This is a genomic window from Methylorubrum salsuginis (genome assembly GCF_900114375.1).
Taxonomy (GTDB): domain Bacteria; phylum Pseudomonadota; class Alphaproteobacteria; order Rhizobiales; family Beijerinckiaceae; genus Methylobacterium; species Methylobacterium salsuginis.
This window is the reverse complement of record NZ_FOSV01000025.1, coordinates 15810-30792: the sequence shown is the minus strand read 5'-3', so window position 1 is coordinate 30792 and position 14983 is coordinate 15810. Positions and strand designations below refer to the sequence as shown.

The following is a 14983-nucleotide window of genomic DNA, read 5'->3' as shown; positions in this document are numbered from 1 at the left end:
TTTCCGTCTTGGGACGGTGGGGCTGAACGGCCGACCCGTGCGGGGAAGGATTTTCGCACGGGCCGACCGTCGCACCGCGTGTCCTGGGGGGCGTCGGACACGCGATCCGATGATGGGGGATTGCACTTACCGCACGTCGAGAGCCACGCGCTCCGGACCGAGCCCCCAACCGAGGCCGAGGCTTTTCTGAAGCGCGACGTAGGCGTTGGTGTAATCGGCCTGAGCCTGGGCGAGGCTCTGTTCGGCCTGGAGGCGCTGGCGCTCGACGTCAAGCACGTCGATGGTGCTGATGGTGCCGGCCGTGTTGCGCTGGTCGGTCAGCATCGAGGCCTTGCCGGCCGAGGCGCTGGCCCGGGCCAGACGGGCGACGGTGGTGCGTTGGTTGCCGTAGCGCGACAGCGAGGTCTCGGCGTCCTGCATCGCCTGCAGCACGGTCTGCTCGTACTGGGCCAGCGCCTCGTCGGCGCCCGCCTCGGACTGACGGATCTGCGCCAGTGTCCGGCCGAAATCCAGGACGCTCCAGGACAGGGTCGGCCCGAGGTTATAGGTCGAGGCCGCCAGTGAGCCGATGGAGCCTATGTTCGGCGAGACCCAGCCGGCGTTGCCGATGAGGTTCACCCGCGGGAACAGGCGCGCCACGGACTGGCCGATCTGGGCGTTGGCCGCCGCGAGCTGCCGCTCCGCCCGCCGGATGTCCGGCCGCCTCCTGATCATGGCGCTGGGGTCGCCGATGGCCACGACGCGCGGCGGCATCGGCACGGCCCGGGGCTGTCTCAGCACCGCATCGACGGCACCGGGCTCGCGGGAGACCAGCACCGCGATCTGGTTCAGGGACTGATCGACTTGCGCCTGGAAGGCCGGCGCCTGCGAGGCGGTCGTCTCGAACTGGGTGCGCAGGCGTTCGACATCGAGCGACGAGGCGGCCCCACCGGCCAGGCGCTGCTGACTGAGGCCAACCGCCTCGCGCTGAAGCGTAGCCGCACGTTGGGTCAATGTGAGGCGCCTCTGGGCTCCGCGGAGGGTCACGTAGGCCTGCGCCACCTCGGCCGCGACCTGCACCTGCGCGTCCGCCACGGCCGCCTCGGCGGCCTCGCCCTGAGCGGCGGCCTGCTCGATGGCGCGCTGCTTGCCGCCGAAGATGTCGATTTCCCAAGTCGCGTCGAAACTGGCGTTGTAGAGGTCGATGTTCAGCGACTTCGGGACCGCAGCTCCTGCTACGACGGCTCCGCTTCCGGCGAAGTCCCGGACCGGCAATTGGTTGTTCAGCGCGAAGGTGCGCGCGGAAATGCTGGGCGCGAGGTCCGCCGTCCTTTGGCCGAGCACGGCCCGGGACTGGAGCAGCCGCGCCGATACGATCCGCACGTTCGTGCTGGAGGCGAGGGCCTCCTCAACGAGGTCGCTCAGGACCGGATCGCGCAGTGCCGTCCACCACCTGGCCGGTGGATCGACGGCGACGGCGTTTCGAACCGTGTTGCCGCGCATGAACGGCGCACCGGCCTCGGCGCGCGGTGCGACGTCCGGCGCACCGGCGTAGTCCGGGCCGACGACGCAGCCGCCGAGGAGTGCCGCCGTCACGGGCAGCACGCCGCGCAGAAGGGTGTTGGGGATCATGGCGGGCTCAATGCATCGCGACCGGGCCGCCCTTGGGCAGCGGGCGCAGGAACAGGACGAGCGGGATGACGACCAGCATGATCACGCCGAAGACGAAGAACAGGTCGGAGAAGGTCATCACGAGGGCCTGGGCGTCGATGACCTGCTTGAAGCCGGCGAGGGCCTGGCGCATGCCGTCGGGCCCTCCGGCACCGCCCATCGCGTTCAGGCGGTCCTGCGCCAGGACGGAATTGGCGTTCACGGATTCGAGCAGGCGGTCGGTATGGAGGTCGCTGCGTCGCTCCTGCAGGGTAGTGATCAGGGCGAGACCGAAGGAGCCGCCGAGGTTGCGCGCTCCGTTGAACAGGCCGGAGGCGTCGTTCGCCTTCTCCGGCGGGACAGAGCTCGTTGCTGCCTGGTTAAGGAACAACAGCGCGAAGCCCTGTCCGACCCCGCGCAGGAGCTGGGAGACCACGAACTGGCCGCCGGCATCCTCGGTGGTGAGTCCGGAATCGAGGAAGCAGCTCCAGCCGTAGAAGACCAAGCCGAGGGCCACCGCGATCCGGACGTCGATCACGCGGATGAGGATGGGGAAGAACGGCAGCATCATCAGGGTCGGGACGCCGGACAGCAGCACGATGTGGCCCGCCTGCTCGGCGTTGTAGCGTGGCACCTGCGAGAGGAACTGGGGGATCAGGTAGAGGATGCCGTAGAGGCCGCCGCCGACCGCGAAGCTCATCAGGAACACGCTGCCGAACGCCCGCGTGCGCAGAATGCTCATGTCGATGACGGGTGTCTTCGCAGTGAACTGCCCGATGGCGAGCAGGACGAACCCGAAGGTCGCCGCGACGCTCAGCGAGACGATGAGGTTCGAGGCGAACCACTGCTCGCGCTGGCCGTCCTCCAGCACCACGGTGAGGCAGCCGAGGCCGATGACGAGGCCGAGGATGCCGAACCAGTCGCCTTCGAGCACTTGCGCCGGATGGGCTTTTTCGTGCGGCAGGCCGACGAACAGCAGCACGAGGAGGCCAAGGCCGATGGGGACGTTGATGAAGAACAGGTAGTGCCAGCTGGCGTTCTCGGTGAGCCAGCCGCCGATGATGGGACCGACGACCGGGCCGAGCACCGCCGTCATTCCGAACAGGGCGACGCCGATGGGCTGCTTGTCCGGCGGCAGGCGCGTGGCGACGATGGTGAGCGCCGTCGGGATCATGCCGCCGCCGGCGAAGCCCTGGCCGACGCGACCGATGATCATCATGTCGAGATTGGTCGCCACCCCGCAAAGCACCGAGAACCCGACGAACAGGATGGTGCAGGCGACGAGGAAGTTGCGCAGGCCGAAGACGCGTTCGAGCCATCCCGTGAGCGGGATGATGATGATCTCAGCGACGAGGTAGGCCGTCGAGATCCAGGTTCCCTCCGAGCCGCTGGCGCCGATCTCGCCCTGGATGGTTGGAAGGGCCGCGTTGACGATGGAGGTGTCAAGGGTCGCCATCAGGGCGCCGATGGTCCCTGCCGCGACCGCGAGCCAGGCGGCGGCATCGGCCTTGGCGGGCGGGGTGGGGTGTCCGCTCATGGCCTTGCGCCCGCCGAGCGGGAACGGCCGACCTGTCCGCCTGGGCCGACCTGCGCGACCGGCTCCTCGACCGGTTCCTCGTCCTCCTCCTCGGCCCGTGCGGCGCGGGTGTCGACCGAGACGACGACGGACAGGCCGGGGACCAGCACTTTGCGGGCCTCCGCACCGGCCTTGAACCGGATGCGTACCGGCACGCGCTGCACGATCTTGGTGAAATTGCCCGTGGCGTTCTCCGGCGGGATCAGCGCGAACTGGGCGCCGGTGCCCGGCGAGAAGCTGGCCACGCGCCCCTGCAGATCCCTCCCCGAGAGGGCATCGACCGAGATCGTCACCGGCTGCCCGATCCGCATCAGGCCGATCTGGGTCTCCTTGAAGTTCGCGTCGATGTAGAGGTCCTCGACGGGCACGACGCTCATCAGGCGCGTGCTGGCCTGGACGTACTGGCCGACCCGGGCGGTCAGGTCGCCGACCCGGCCGGCGATGGGGCTCTTGATCGTGGCGTGGCCGATGTCGATGCGGGCCCGGAGCAGCCCGGCGCGGGCTTGGTCCACCGCCGCCTTGGCCTGGACCACCGCCGCCTTCAGGGAGTCGACCTGCTTCATGGCCGACAGCAACTGGGCCTTATTGACCTCGACCTGTGCGTCGTTCTGCTCGGCCTGGCTGCGGAACTGGTCGAGCTTCTCCACGGTGTCGGCGCCCGACGCGGCGAGCGGCTTGTAGCGCCGGACCTGATCGGATGAGAACTTCGCGGTCACCTGCGAGGCGGACAGTTGCGCCTTGGCCTGGTCGATCTGCGCCTGCTGCCGCGAGAGCTCGGTCTCCGCTCGGGCGACGTCGGCCTGGCGCACGTCGACCAGGGCCTGCTGCTCCGTGAGCCTCGCCCGCGCCTCGCCGTCGTCGATGGTCAGCAGGATCTGGCCAACAGTCACGACCTGGTTCGCCGACACCGGCAGCGAGGAAACGTACCCCGAGACCTGGGGTGAGACCGTCACCTGGTCGGCCTTGACGTAGGCGTTGTTGGTTTCTTGGATGAAGCGCCCGACGGTCCAGTACCGCCATCCCCAGATACCGGCGCCGACGAAGACCGCGACCACGGTCACGGCGAGAAGCACCTTCACCCAGGTTTTCCTCAGCGGCGAGGACGCGGCCGCGTCTCCTTCCATAGCTCCGTCGCCGTTGCCCCCCGACGTCCGTCGCTCCTGCTCCGGGCTCCGGCGGTCCCGGCTCGATCCACCTAGGTCGTCCTCGCGCCGTTGGCTATCGTCGGCAGATCCAGACCCGGTGTCCCGTTCGCCTTCGGCCATCGCGCTGCAAGTCCTGGATCATAGAAAACAATACGGTTTCGTTCCTTATAGGTGCCATCGGTCGCTTGCAACTGGAATCCGGGAACGGGCGTTTGCAACACACATTCGGGAGGTCGGCCCATATCGTACGGGGCCCTTCCTTCACGGAAAAGTACCTGCTACGTTTCCGTCAGGCAGAAATGGCAACGGATCATGTCGAGTGAGACGCTACTGACGAGCGCGCGGCGCCCCGGGCGTCCCGCTCGCGGCACGGAGGGCGAGGCGACCCAGCGCATCCTCGATGCCGCGATGCCAATCTTCCTGGCCGAAGGATTCGAGGCGGCCAGCATCGACAGCATCGTGGCCGCCGCGGGGATCTCGAAGAAGACCTTCTACGTCCGCTTCAATTCGAAAGCCGATCTGTTCGAGGCCGTCTTCCTGCGCTTCATCGATGAGTGCATCCCCACCATCGAGCGGGAGGCAGGTCATGTCGGATCGGCGAGCGACTGCCTCAACCGGATCGCCGTTGCGTCGCTGAAGGTCGCATTGACGCCGAATGTCATCGCGTTCCAGCGCATCATCACGGCCGAGGCGATGCGCTTCCCGCAATTCGCCCTGACGATGAACGACTTCGGGCAGTCACGGCTTCATTCCCTGATCGAGAGATGTCTTGAGCAGGCCGTCGAGGCTGGCGAGATCACCGTTCCCGATATCCGCTTCGCCGCCGATTGCTTCTTGAACCTGGCCATTCGCCCGCCGGTCGACCGAGCGGTCCTGGGGCTGGAACGGGCAGAACTGACCCACGTCAAGCGGGTTGCCGTGAAGCGCGCCGTCGAGTTCTTCCTCGGGGGATGTCGCCCCTAACACTTGCCGTCGGGCGGGCTTGCGGTGGCCGGCTCCTTGAGCGCGGAAACCCAATCTCTCACGACCGACCCATCCTGATCCGGGCATGCGGACGGGTCGGTCGCTTTTCGCGGGATCTTTCGGTCCCGCGATCCCTGGGAGCCCGGTCGTTGGCACGCCGAGCGCACATGTCCGGTCCGGTTCAGTTGCGGAGGGCGGTGAGGCCTTCTCGGCACATCAGCAGATCGCTCCCCTGCGCGACGAGTCCCGCCAGCATCCGGATGTCCTCCGGCTGACGTGGGCTGGCGGCAACGACGCTGGCGTCTCTCTTGAGCTGTCGATTGCAGTTGCAGGAGGGCAACCCGACGTCCGGCGTGCAGGCATCGTGGCGCATGCAAGCGGCATCGAGCGCGTCCACTGGCGCAACGCCTGGGCCGTCGTTCCCGGGGCCGCAATAGTGGCCATGGATCAGCATCTTCGGCCGCATCGATTGGCCCGGAACGTCCTGGGCGAGGGTCGGTGCCGCGAATGCGACCACCGGCACGAAGAGGCAGACAAGACGAAGGTGGCGCATGGGGTTGCTCGGGTTGGGTGCCGCATCGGCGCGGGTATGGGACTTCGGCCTAACGAGATAGAAACGGTATCGTTCCATTGAAGCGCCTCAGGTTTAGGAAGCGAAGATTTCTGGTACGGCATCCCCGACGCACCTTTGCGCTTGCATCACATTTGGGGGAAGGGCCTCGCAGGTCCGCGAACACTATGAGGGATCGAAGAGCGCCACATCCTCCATAAGAAATGGAACCTATCCGTATCCTCGCTGTTTTGACGCCCGAGGCTCCCTGATGCCGCATCACGCATGCCCGCCCAGGCTTCCGACCTCTCGCATCCCCAGCAGGACACCATCGACATGACCTTGCGTTCTCGTCTTATCGCGGCAAGCCTCGGCCTCAGCATCGCCGGCCTCGGTTCCGCCCAGGCTCAGGTCCCCGGCCTCGATGGCTCCTTGCTGGGTTCCCCTGCGGTCAATACCGGCGTGTTCCGGGCCGAGGCCCTGCGCAACGACGCCTACAGCATCGAGGCGGGACGGATCGCGCTCGCCCGCTCGAACGACCCGAAGGTCCGTCGCCTGGCCCAGCGTTCGATCAGCAACCGTCAGGCGACCACGGATGCGCTGCTGCCGCCTAGCAGCTCCCTGACGCCCGGCGGCATCGTCGTCGATGAGCGCGCCCTGCCGCTCGATGCCCCGTTCGCCGTCATCGGCGCTCCCGCCGCTGCCGTCGGCGCCGTGGTCGGCGTACCTGCCGTGGTTGACGCCAAGCGCGCCGAACCGGGCAAGCGCGTCGCTCTCGATCCCGCCAGCCAGAAGATGCTCGCGAACCTCAGCGCAGCCAACGGCCGTGATTTCGATGCGGTCTATTCCGGCCAGCTCGCGGCCGCCAACGCGGATAACGTGAGGCTCTACCGCAGCTACGCCCGTACCGGCGACAGCGTCGCCGGTCGTCAGTTCGCGATCCAGGCCTTGCCCATGTTGAAGGAGACCCAGGAGGATGGGGCCGACCTTCACTCCCGCAAGGTGCCCCAGAACCCTGCGGACTGAGCATCGGATTTCGGGCGGGACGGGGCCTCACGGGCTCCGCTCCTGTCCGAACGGCCTTCCGCGAGCCAAACCGTACATGGGATGGAGGAAGACGTGATTCTCACGAAACTGACGGCGGCGGCCTTGATCGGCTTGGCCTCCTATTGGGTCGCTCCATGCGGGGCCGGGGAAGTCGGGCACGCCGCTTGTGCAGGGGCGACATCATGCGGTGCCGTATGTACGAGATCCCAGATCGTACCCGTATCGTGTCGTGCATGAGGTCCATGCCGAACGACCTGGGCCCAAGCTGCGAAGCGCTGTTCGTCGGCGGCCCCCGGGAGGGGGCACCCGAATCACGATCATACTTCGGTGAGGTTCAAGTACGTTGAGACGAGGTATCGATTGGGACGGTTTAAAACTTCGCGGACATATCTCTTGTCGACCCGCGATGGATCGGGTCGCAGGGGCGGGATGAGTTCTAGGAAGGCCGACCTACAGGTCAAACGACATGTTAGGATGTTTCAACCCGAGTCCAACTCCTACAATTTGAAGCGACGCAGCGAGTACACCCGCCTCGCATTGCTTGAGGCACAGTCGATGACGCTGACCGAGCGTGAGGTTTCCGACCTCTTGAACGGGCGGGATCTGACCGCGGTGGTGCCTCCGAGATCCGGCGAGGACGCCCCCGAATACGGATGCCGGGCCGCGAGCGAACTCATGGTCCGTTACCTTCTTGTTTAACGGTAGTCGGTGGGAGGCCGAGGCCGGGTGATACTCATCGATCAGTGCCGATGAAGGCGAGCCGTCGCACCGGGCCCGCCACCGGCTTCGAGGCGCTCCTGCGCTGGAACAAGCCCGGGCAGGGCTGGGGCTCGTCGGGCGAGGGCATCCCGGTTGCTGTGAACATCTCGTCCATCCACATCCGCATGCTGGGCTTCCACGAGGAGCTCGCCTGAGGGAGATTCTCGACTCCGACAATAGCGCGTACGAAGTAGCGCTATCCGCGATGCGCTTTGGAGCGCCACCCTTAACCGCGCTCGCCGAATGCTGGCGGCCTGCGAAAGGTGCGGGCGATGGCGAAGAGCAAGGCGGACCCGGCGCGGGCCGCCAGCATTCGGCGTTGGGTGGTGTTCCGCGCGGCGGATCAGCTCCGGGCCGAGGGCAAGGAGTGGGTCGCCCTGCGGAACGTGTGGGCGCGGGTGAAGCGCAACGCCGGCGTGGCCGGCGCCAACAAGGTCGTGAGCGACCACTGCTGACGGCGTGGCCGCTGGGCCAACCGTCTCATATCAACGGCAGCTGTTGGGCTCCAAGCGGCCATTCCGGGGTCTTTAGTCAAAGGTCCGCTGATGGCGCAAAGCCGTCTTTCAGCAAACAGACGCTAAAGAGTGATCCTCCCTCGGCTTCGAGGACACCACTGAGAGCCTGTTTGACTATGTCGGGCAGTCTTGGTCGCGGTGATAGGCGCGCAGCAGGCGTTGGCAGTTTGCGATGCTGATGGCATCCTCGGCCGCCGCCGGGCTTTACTCCCAAAGCCGAGTGAGACGTCGGTAGCGCGTGGAGAGGGTGCCGAAGGTCGCCTCAATGCGCCATCGCAGCGGCAAGGGCTCGTAGGCTTTGGTTTCGGGTGGGCGGGTCGAGACTTGCACGTCGAGTTCGTGACGAGCGGCGGCTTCGTCCATGCGCGCCGGTGTAGATGCCATCCACCTTCACCCGTTCGGGAGCCCAGCCTGCTTGAGCGGCGCGATCGAACAGCCAGCCGGCCGCCTGGGTGTCGTGGATGTTGGCCGCCGTAACGAGAGCTGCCAAAACGAAGCCGTGTGAGCAGGTTAAGACGTGGCGCTTGATGCCTCGGACCTTCTTCTTGCCGTCCGTGCCACCCACGCCGGCCTGCGGCCCGGACACCACGCTCTGCGAGTCCAGGATCGCGGTTCTGGGCTCGGCCGGACGCCCGCGCTTCCGCCGCATCGCCCGTGTAAGCAGGGCGGCGATCTCCGACCAGAGCCCATCGGCCCGGAAGCGGTCGTGCCAGGTCCGCACGGTCTCCCAGAGACCAAAGTCGGTCGGCAGGTGGCGCCAGGGGCAGCCTGTTTTTCCAGGTACAGGCAGGCGTTGACCGTCTCCCGCAGGTCCGCCGTCAGCGGATCGTAGCCTGCCAGCAAAGGCGCGACCGTCGCCCACTGCGCGTCCGTCAGGTCACTCGGGTAGCGACTGCTCCGATCCCGGTACGTCTCACGATCTGCGTCCGTCCACATCGGCTGCTCCTCGCGAAGCCAACGCGCCACACTCCAGCCTAGTCAAACAGGCTCTGATACGCTCATGCTGAGCGGGGAAGGTGTCGGATTGCGAAGACGAGGAAAGATCATCAAAGCTAGCTGATCAGGTCAGGCAGGAGTGAGGGACGCGAGGGAGCCACGAGCAGCTGTATCGATCCATGTATCCAGATCCAGCGGTCTGCGTCCATGGGTCATGATCTGGAAGCAGAACAGGTGCGTACAGAGCGCGATACAGAGCGTTGACGGAATGCACGGGACCACGGCGGAATCTCGCCACGCTCGACCCAGGGCACCAGTCGAGTTGGCCTCGGCACCAGATGCGCAGTCAGGATCGGGAGCTTCATCAGTTCCTCCAATTGCAAACTGATCCCGATGGGATTGCAGTAGCGTTCCGTCGTTTCGCTCTTTCCGCCGTGACCAAGCAGATCAGCTCTAAACTCTTCGGCGACCCTCTGCTGCTTGAGCGCATTGCCAAAGAAGTGCCGAACCTGATGCGTCGTGAATCCTGCCATCGTAAAGGCTGGGCGCAATTCGTCGTAGAGACGATCGCCCAGAAGGCTACGCGTAGAGGGTGAGAACAGGTCCGGAAAGACGCGCTTATGTCCCAGGCGGTGCACCGCAGCGACGTAGTCGAGGAAGCCGAGCCGGATGAGTTCGGGATGGACTGCGAGGTTGCGCACGGATTGCGCGTTCTTCACCCGTCCGAACGCATTGAAGCAGACGTGGAGGTAGGGATGCTCGCCGTTCGTCGTGACGACATCGTCCACGCTCAACGCGCAAAACTCCTCGCGCCGCATCCCCGTGTAATGCGCCAGCATCGGGCCGAAATAGGCAGCTCGATGGAACAGCTCGGTACCGGCGGTATGGATGTCGTCCCAGTCGCGGCACCCCGTAAAGACCGGCAGTGAGAAGAACGTCGCAAGCGCCGAGCTCGGCGGCGTCGGACGCTGGTCGCGGCCCCGCTTCTTCTTGCGGGCGCGGAACTCGGCGAGGGAGACCCCGGCGTCGATGATCACGCCCGCCTTTCGGGCACGGACGAGGGCCTGTCCAAGGAAGGTGAGGTGCCTATTGCGGGTACCGGAGGCGAGGCCGCGCTCGCCGGGCTTCTTCGCCTCACTGATCTGGCGCAACTCGCGGATCGGACGGTCCTTGTCCTTCGGGCTCTTCCCGACACTCGTGAACAGCCCACGCAGGAAGCCGTCGAAGGCATCACAATGCGTCTGCCTGAGCCCGCCGAGGTCGGTCAGCCCGTGCTCTTCGCGCAGGAAGCGACCGAAGAGCGTAAAGATAAACTCGGCCTGCCGACAGGTCTTGTCGTCCCAATCTCGATCTTGACGCTTCTCCGCGATGAGCTTCCCACCGATCGCCTCGATGGTGACAATGGATGTTGAGGCTGGCGCGAGCGGTGATCCCTTCGACGCGATCGGGAGAGGAACCGACGGTGCCGTGATCGGGTCCACCACGGCAACAATCGGTTCGGCAACAGGCTGTTCCGATGCGTTTTCGCCTGCTTCCGTACCGAGGTCCGCCATGAGGTCCTCGTAGGGCAGCGCGTCCAAGACGAAGCGGTCGCGCGTGCGCAGCAGGGCCTCACCCAGGGCACGCAGGTAGATCGGCTCAGCCCGCGCCACGTTGCCCGGCGTCGGCAGTGCCCCGATCTCCTCGACAATCTCGCGGATGCGTGCCTGCGAGGGTGCCAGGGCGCCGCTCCTCCGCATGGCGTCGAGGCAATCGCCGACACAGGCGATCTCAGCTTCCGCAAGCCCCGCCTTCGCCATAGCAGCGCGGTCATCCTCTGTCAGGCGCCCGTTCACGCCCCGGCTAGAGGCGACCCGATAGCTCCAGCCCATGGCCTGTTCCGCGGCCATCTCGGCCGCCGGATCGAAGTCGGGTTCCTGGCGCGCGAAGGCCGCTACGCGGTCGAGCTTCACTTCGTGGCCGAGGAAAGCCTTCCGGAACAGCGTCGCGAGCTGCTCCTTCGTGATGGTATCGGGCAGGGTCGTCATGAACAGGTCGGCGGCGGTCGCGTCCAGCTGGGCGGCGAGGAAGCGCGCGCGAACCGGCTCGCGCGTCCTCAAGCTGAGCTTCAACCAATTCGCGCCCGTCGCCAAGGCGAATGTCGCCGGCACGCGTCGCCGCCAGTAGTAGACGGCGCCCCGGCGATGGAGGTTCGTCGCGAGCGCCACCTGGCCCGCCTCCTGTGTCCCACGCGTGTGCCCCACCTCCGTGACCCAGTTGGACCGCAGAGATACCCAGCCACAGGAGATACGAGCGAGATCAGAGACTTAGAAGGCTTGGCTGGGGCGCCAGGATTCTCACCCAGCATGGCCTCAACAGAAAGCATCAGCTAAATCATTGCAATTGCAGGCGCCTTAGCTTCGTGCGCACACGCAGTGGATACGATCCGGCGCTCACTGCCAAGAGCGCCCTCCGGCCATCCACAGGCGGCTGTCAAACACCGCCCTCTCGCTCACTCAGGTCGCTCTGAAGCATGCCGAAGGTCCACAAGACGCCAGGCGTGATATCCGCCTGACGCCTATGAGCGGATGTATAGAAGTGTGATATGAGCTCGAGACGCTCCCTATTCAGGACCCCAATCGTTTCCTAATCGGCTACCGAGCGGTCTCGACTGACCGCCAGGGCAAGAACGGTCTCGGCTTGGAGGCACAGCGCGCCGCGGTGACTGCCTTTGCCGCGGACGGCGGGTTTAAGGATTGTTGGTGAGTATAGTGAGGTTGAGATGAGCAAGTGAAGCGACGCCCTCGACCGCCGGCCCAAGCTGACGGCGGCCCTGACGGCGGCGCGCCGATTGAAATGCATCATCGTGGTCGCCAAGCTCGACTGCCCATCTCGGGACTTGGCCTTTATTGCTAGGTTGATGGCGCATTGGGCGCCGTTCCCGGTCGCTGAATTGGGCGAAGGCGTGGAACCCTTTGTCCTGCGCTTGTACGCAGCGCTCGCCGAGAAAGAGCGGTCCATGATTTCCGCACGCAGAAGGCTGCGCTGGCTGCCAAGAAGGCGCAGGGCGTAACGATCTCTGCGCCGATCTCACCGGCGCCGTCGTCTTCCTTCCCGGCGAGGGAGAACACCGGAAAGCAGGCCATGGCGGCGATCTGCGTCAGGGTAACTTGGCGTTACGTGCGAACCGTCGACTTATCCCTGTGCCCCTGGATAGCATCGACCAACGCGTCGTTGATCTCCAACTGGGCATTGAATGACCTGAAGGCGTAGCGGCAGGCGTGCAGAGCCGACCTGCGCCGATCGTCGAAGCCGGGAAGCGCGCTCGACGCCCTACTCCCGGACAGGATGAGATCCTTGGGACCCATGACACCGCGCTTCATCGACGGCGTCGCGGGGAAGGGCGTCGTCCCTCAAGAGCGAGACTGTGAGTCGCTTTGCTCCAGTCGAGATGATTTTTCCAACCGGCAAATGAAGTCTAACGTATTCTCAACGTCTCCAGACAAAACCTTCTGGATTGGCACATTTAAGGCTATTGAATATCTAGTTGCCGCGTCGCTGGATTGTTGTTGCTGATCCTTCAGCTCACGTAAGCATCTATCCGGCCTGAATCTCGTATCCGTCTTCCGCTTGCGCTTTATATGGGTCACGTGGTCTTCGACAAGGATGATCCCTGCAATCTCCAAAGCCCGGATTACCTCCAAAGGTACCTCGATCAACTCCGTATCATTGTCGATGATACTATGCGCTTCAAGGAGGACAGTCTGTTGCAATCTTCCACTTCGTGCACGTCGAACTGCATCCGCCAACAGCAGCTGATTTGACAAGATAACATTGCGATTTGACGTGCGCAGTTGTTCGGGGTCTGCCTTAAGAGCGTCTCTGAGAAGGGTGCCGGCGCTTATACAGAGTAGATCCGACCGACGTTCGGAAATCTTCTGTACTAGGAAACTCTTTCCGACTCCGGAAATGCCGAGAAGCACGACGAGTGGGCCTGGCCTCATAGCGCGAAGCCAAAATTCATGGACGGCAACAGTATGCCTAAGCTATTTCGCGGGATGGGTGTAATCGATTGTGGAGGAGCTTTCAGTACACCTCCCTCAAGCAGCTTGTCGATTTTGATGACAGGGTCGAGATGGCCTATCAAAAGGAAATCTATAGCCGTCACGCTGTTCGGCGCGTCCTCAACGACCTGTTTCAGATCGTCCTCGGAATAGACAGATCGACCCGCGGTCAATCGAGACAGCTCGCGGTAATCGCAGGCTCGACGGACCTGTTCCACAACGCCGACCGTCGTAATCGACTGAGAATTGAGCGTCGCTTCTTCGCGGGATTGGTAGAAAAATATAACGTCGCCAGCCTTCATCATCTTGTTAAAACTGCGACAGACGTAAACCTTGCGAATTGTATTTCCTGGCTTCCGGCCGGCTTGTCTAAGATCGAATGTCTCGTCACCAAATAGTGGCGTCGGCGTCAATCGCGCGGCCTCGGGAAAAAGCTGTCGATGGAAGCGCCATTGAATGGGGATCGCGAAAAGAGCAACAGGCTCCCGGATAGTGAAACGCGGATAGTTCCTTCTCAAGACATCTGCCAGATTAGATTGGCCTGAGACTTCAAGCCGAGTACGGCGAAGTGGCTTAATGGCTACAATTTCCCCGGCGGCATTTTCAACGTTGGTCTCAAAACCGTAACGCTCAATAAGGTCAAGCAAAGCGACTTGTTTCCGGAATGTTGTAAGATAGATAAAGTCGAAACCATTCTGTTGTGCGTGCCAAATAGATTTGCGCAGCAAAAGTTCACCAACTTTATTGCCTTGAGCGCTGTCTGCTACCTTAAAGGTGCAGAGTTTCAATGCGCGTAAATTCGATGCGAGGCCTATTTCCTTGCCGGACTCCGGCTTTCGCACGACAAGACCGTGTATCCGTCCGTCGCTGCCCATAATTGCCCAACACGCTCGATGCTCAGCGACGCACTTAGTCGACCACCACCCCGAGAACTCAATGTAGTCTAAACGGAGGCTATCAAATATTGGATCTCTTGGATCTAAGCTGTATGCAGGGATGTCGGAGACATGCGGCAATCCGTCATCGGCAGGATCCTGTAACGATTTCAGCCAAGCGACGGTGTCACCCAGCGTGATTACTCGCTCCTCGAGATCTCCGCCGCGGACACGTCGATGTAATCCGGCGTCCTGGCTTACGAGAATATCGACGGCTTTGATCGAGAGCGCGTGAAGGAGCGTCACATCGACGCGGTCGTTCTGGGACCGGATCGTTCCCCAACGGGCCTCCAACTCGGCGGTCGGTGGCAGCGGTATCGGAACCAGCTGGAGGAACTTAGAGACGCGAGATTCCGATATGGAGCGACGGTACCGGTCTGGATCGCGGCTAAAGTCGTCGAGCGTCGCCGGGTGAACATACAGTGCAATTGCGCCTGCCAAACAGCGGCGCGCGAAATCGGCGACAAGTGGTTCGGTCTGCCCCGGATCCTCAAGGGCGATCAGCACATTGGTGTCGATGAGGAGCCTAACCCTGCTCATGGTCGATGAGGTCACGGTGGGCCTCCCGCAGGACAACGTATGATTGCGGTGCGTTTAGGCCGTGCGTTGACCGCATCTCATCCAGCCGGATCGGCGCGGCATACCTCTTGGGTCGCGTCAGCAATATCGCGCACCCTTCATCGACGCCGTCGAAGTAGCGCATGAAGTCGACCTTGGTGATGGACGCGCGTTCACCGTATCTGTTCCACAACTCCACTATCGGGAGGCGATCGACATTCTCGATTTGCGTGTAGCCGACGACCGCGGCGATTGGCTGCGTTGCATAGATCAGCATCTTGCAGCCCGATCCGTGTGGTCCAAAACGTCGACGTAACTCGACGTCTT

At 63.9% G+C, this 14983-nt stretch carries 12 protein-coding genes and 1 pseudogene; 4 read left to right on the top strand and 9 right to left on the bottom strand.

The window, feature by feature from the left end; translation table 11 throughout:
• Positions 1–126: 126 nt before the first annotated feature.
• From BM140_RS21335 to BM140_RS21325, 3 genes are read right to left on the bottom strand one after another with little or no spacing between them, the layout of a single operon-like run.
• Positions 127–1611, bottom strand: a complete 1485-nt coding sequence (locus BM140_RS21335; protein WP_091950902.1) for an efflux transporter outer membrane subunit — start codon at positions 1609–1611, stop codon at positions 127–129.
• A 7-nt stretch (positions 1612–1618) separates the two neighbouring features.
• The gene (locus BM140_RS21330; protein ID WP_091950900.1) at positions 1619–3166 is read right to left on the bottom strand and encodes a DHA2 family efflux MFS transporter permease subunit; all 1548 of its coding nucleotides are present in this window, start codon (positions 3164–3166) and stop codon (positions 1619–1621) included.
• Positions 3163–4284 (bottom strand): HlyD family secretion protein, encoded by a 1122-nt coding sequence (locus BM140_RS21325; RefSeq protein WP_207549491.1) that lies wholly within the window; start codon positions 4282–4284, stop codon positions 3163–3165. Before BM140_RS21325 ends, BM140_RS21330 begins: the two co-directional genes overlap by 4 nt.
• A gap of 378 nt (positions 4285–4662) precedes the next feature.
• Between BM140_RS21325 and BM140_RS21320 the strand changes: the two genes are divergently transcribed.
• Positions 4663–5313 (top strand): TetR/AcrR family transcriptional regulator, encoded by a 651-nt coding sequence (locus BM140_RS21320; protein WP_091950896.1) that lies wholly within the window; start codon positions 4663–4665, stop codon positions 5311–5313.
• 181 nt (positions 5314–5494) lie between these two features.
• Here BM140_RS21320 and BM140_RS21315 read toward each other — a convergent pair whose 3' ends face one another.
• Positions 5495–5866, bottom strand: a complete 372-nt coding sequence (locus BM140_RS21315) for a phospholipase A2 family protein (protein ID WP_244535563.1) — start codon at positions 5864–5866, stop codon at positions 5495–5497.
• 282 nt (positions 5867–6148) lie between these two features.
• Here BM140_RS21315 and BM140_RS21310 point away from each other — a divergent pair, with 282 nt between their 5' ends.
• From BM140_RS21310 to BM140_RS21300, 3 genes are all read left to right on the top strand, one after another.
• Positions 6149–6889, top strand: coding sequence for a DUF4142 domain-containing protein (locus BM140_RS21310; RefSeq protein WP_091950894.1), 741 nt, complete (start codon positions 6149–6151; stop codon positions 6887–6889).
• A 770-nt stretch (positions 6890–7659) separates the two neighbouring features.
• A complete protein-coding gene (locus BM140_RS26005; protein WP_165616516.1) occupies positions 7660–7824 on the top strand; it encodes a hypothetical protein in 165 nt (54 codons plus the stop codon).
• A gap of 117 nt (positions 7825–7941) precedes the next feature.
• Positions 7942–8124: a hypothetical protein gene (locus tag BM140_RS21300; protein ID WP_091950889.1), complete on the top strand. Its 183-nt coding sequence runs from the start codon at positions 7942–7944 to the stop codon at positions 8122–8124.
• 174 nt (positions 8125–8298) lie between these two features.
• On the opposite strand, the pseudogene BM140_RS21295 reads toward BM140_RS21300, so the two are convergent.
• The 5 genes and pseudogenes from BM140_RS21295 to BM140_RS21275 all read right to left on the bottom strand — a co-directional run bounded on the left by BM140_RS21295 (position 8299) and on the right by BM140_RS21275 (position 14933).
• Positions 8299–9120 (bottom strand): annotated as a pseudogene (locus tag BM140_RS21295) (IS5 family transposase).
• A 212-nt stretch (positions 9121–9332) separates the two neighbouring features.
• Positions 9333–11327, bottom strand: coding sequence for a DUF6538 domain-containing protein (locus BM140_RS21290; RefSeq protein ID WP_091950887.1), 1995 nt, complete (start codon positions 11325–11327; stop codon positions 9333–9335).
• 1185 nt (positions 11328–12512) lie between these two features.
• Positions 12513–13103 (bottom strand): ATP-binding protein, encoded by a 591-nt coding sequence (locus BM140_RS26705; RefSeq protein WP_091950882.1) that lies wholly within the window; start codon positions 13101–13103, stop codon positions 12513–12515.
• A complete protein-coding gene (locus BM140_RS25565) occupies positions 13100–14653 on the bottom strand; it encodes a GNAT family N-acetyltransferase (protein ID WP_131803921.1) in 1554 nt (517 codons plus the stop codon). The genes BM140_RS26705 and BM140_RS25565 overlap by 4 nt, the downstream gene beginning before the upstream one ends.
• Positions 14625–14933, bottom strand: coding sequence for a hypothetical protein (locus BM140_RS21275; protein WP_091950880.1), 309 nt, complete (start codon positions 14931–14933; stop codon positions 14625–14627). Before BM140_RS21275 ends, BM140_RS25565 begins: the two co-directional genes overlap by 29 nt.
• Positions 14934–14983: the final 50 nt, after the last annotated feature.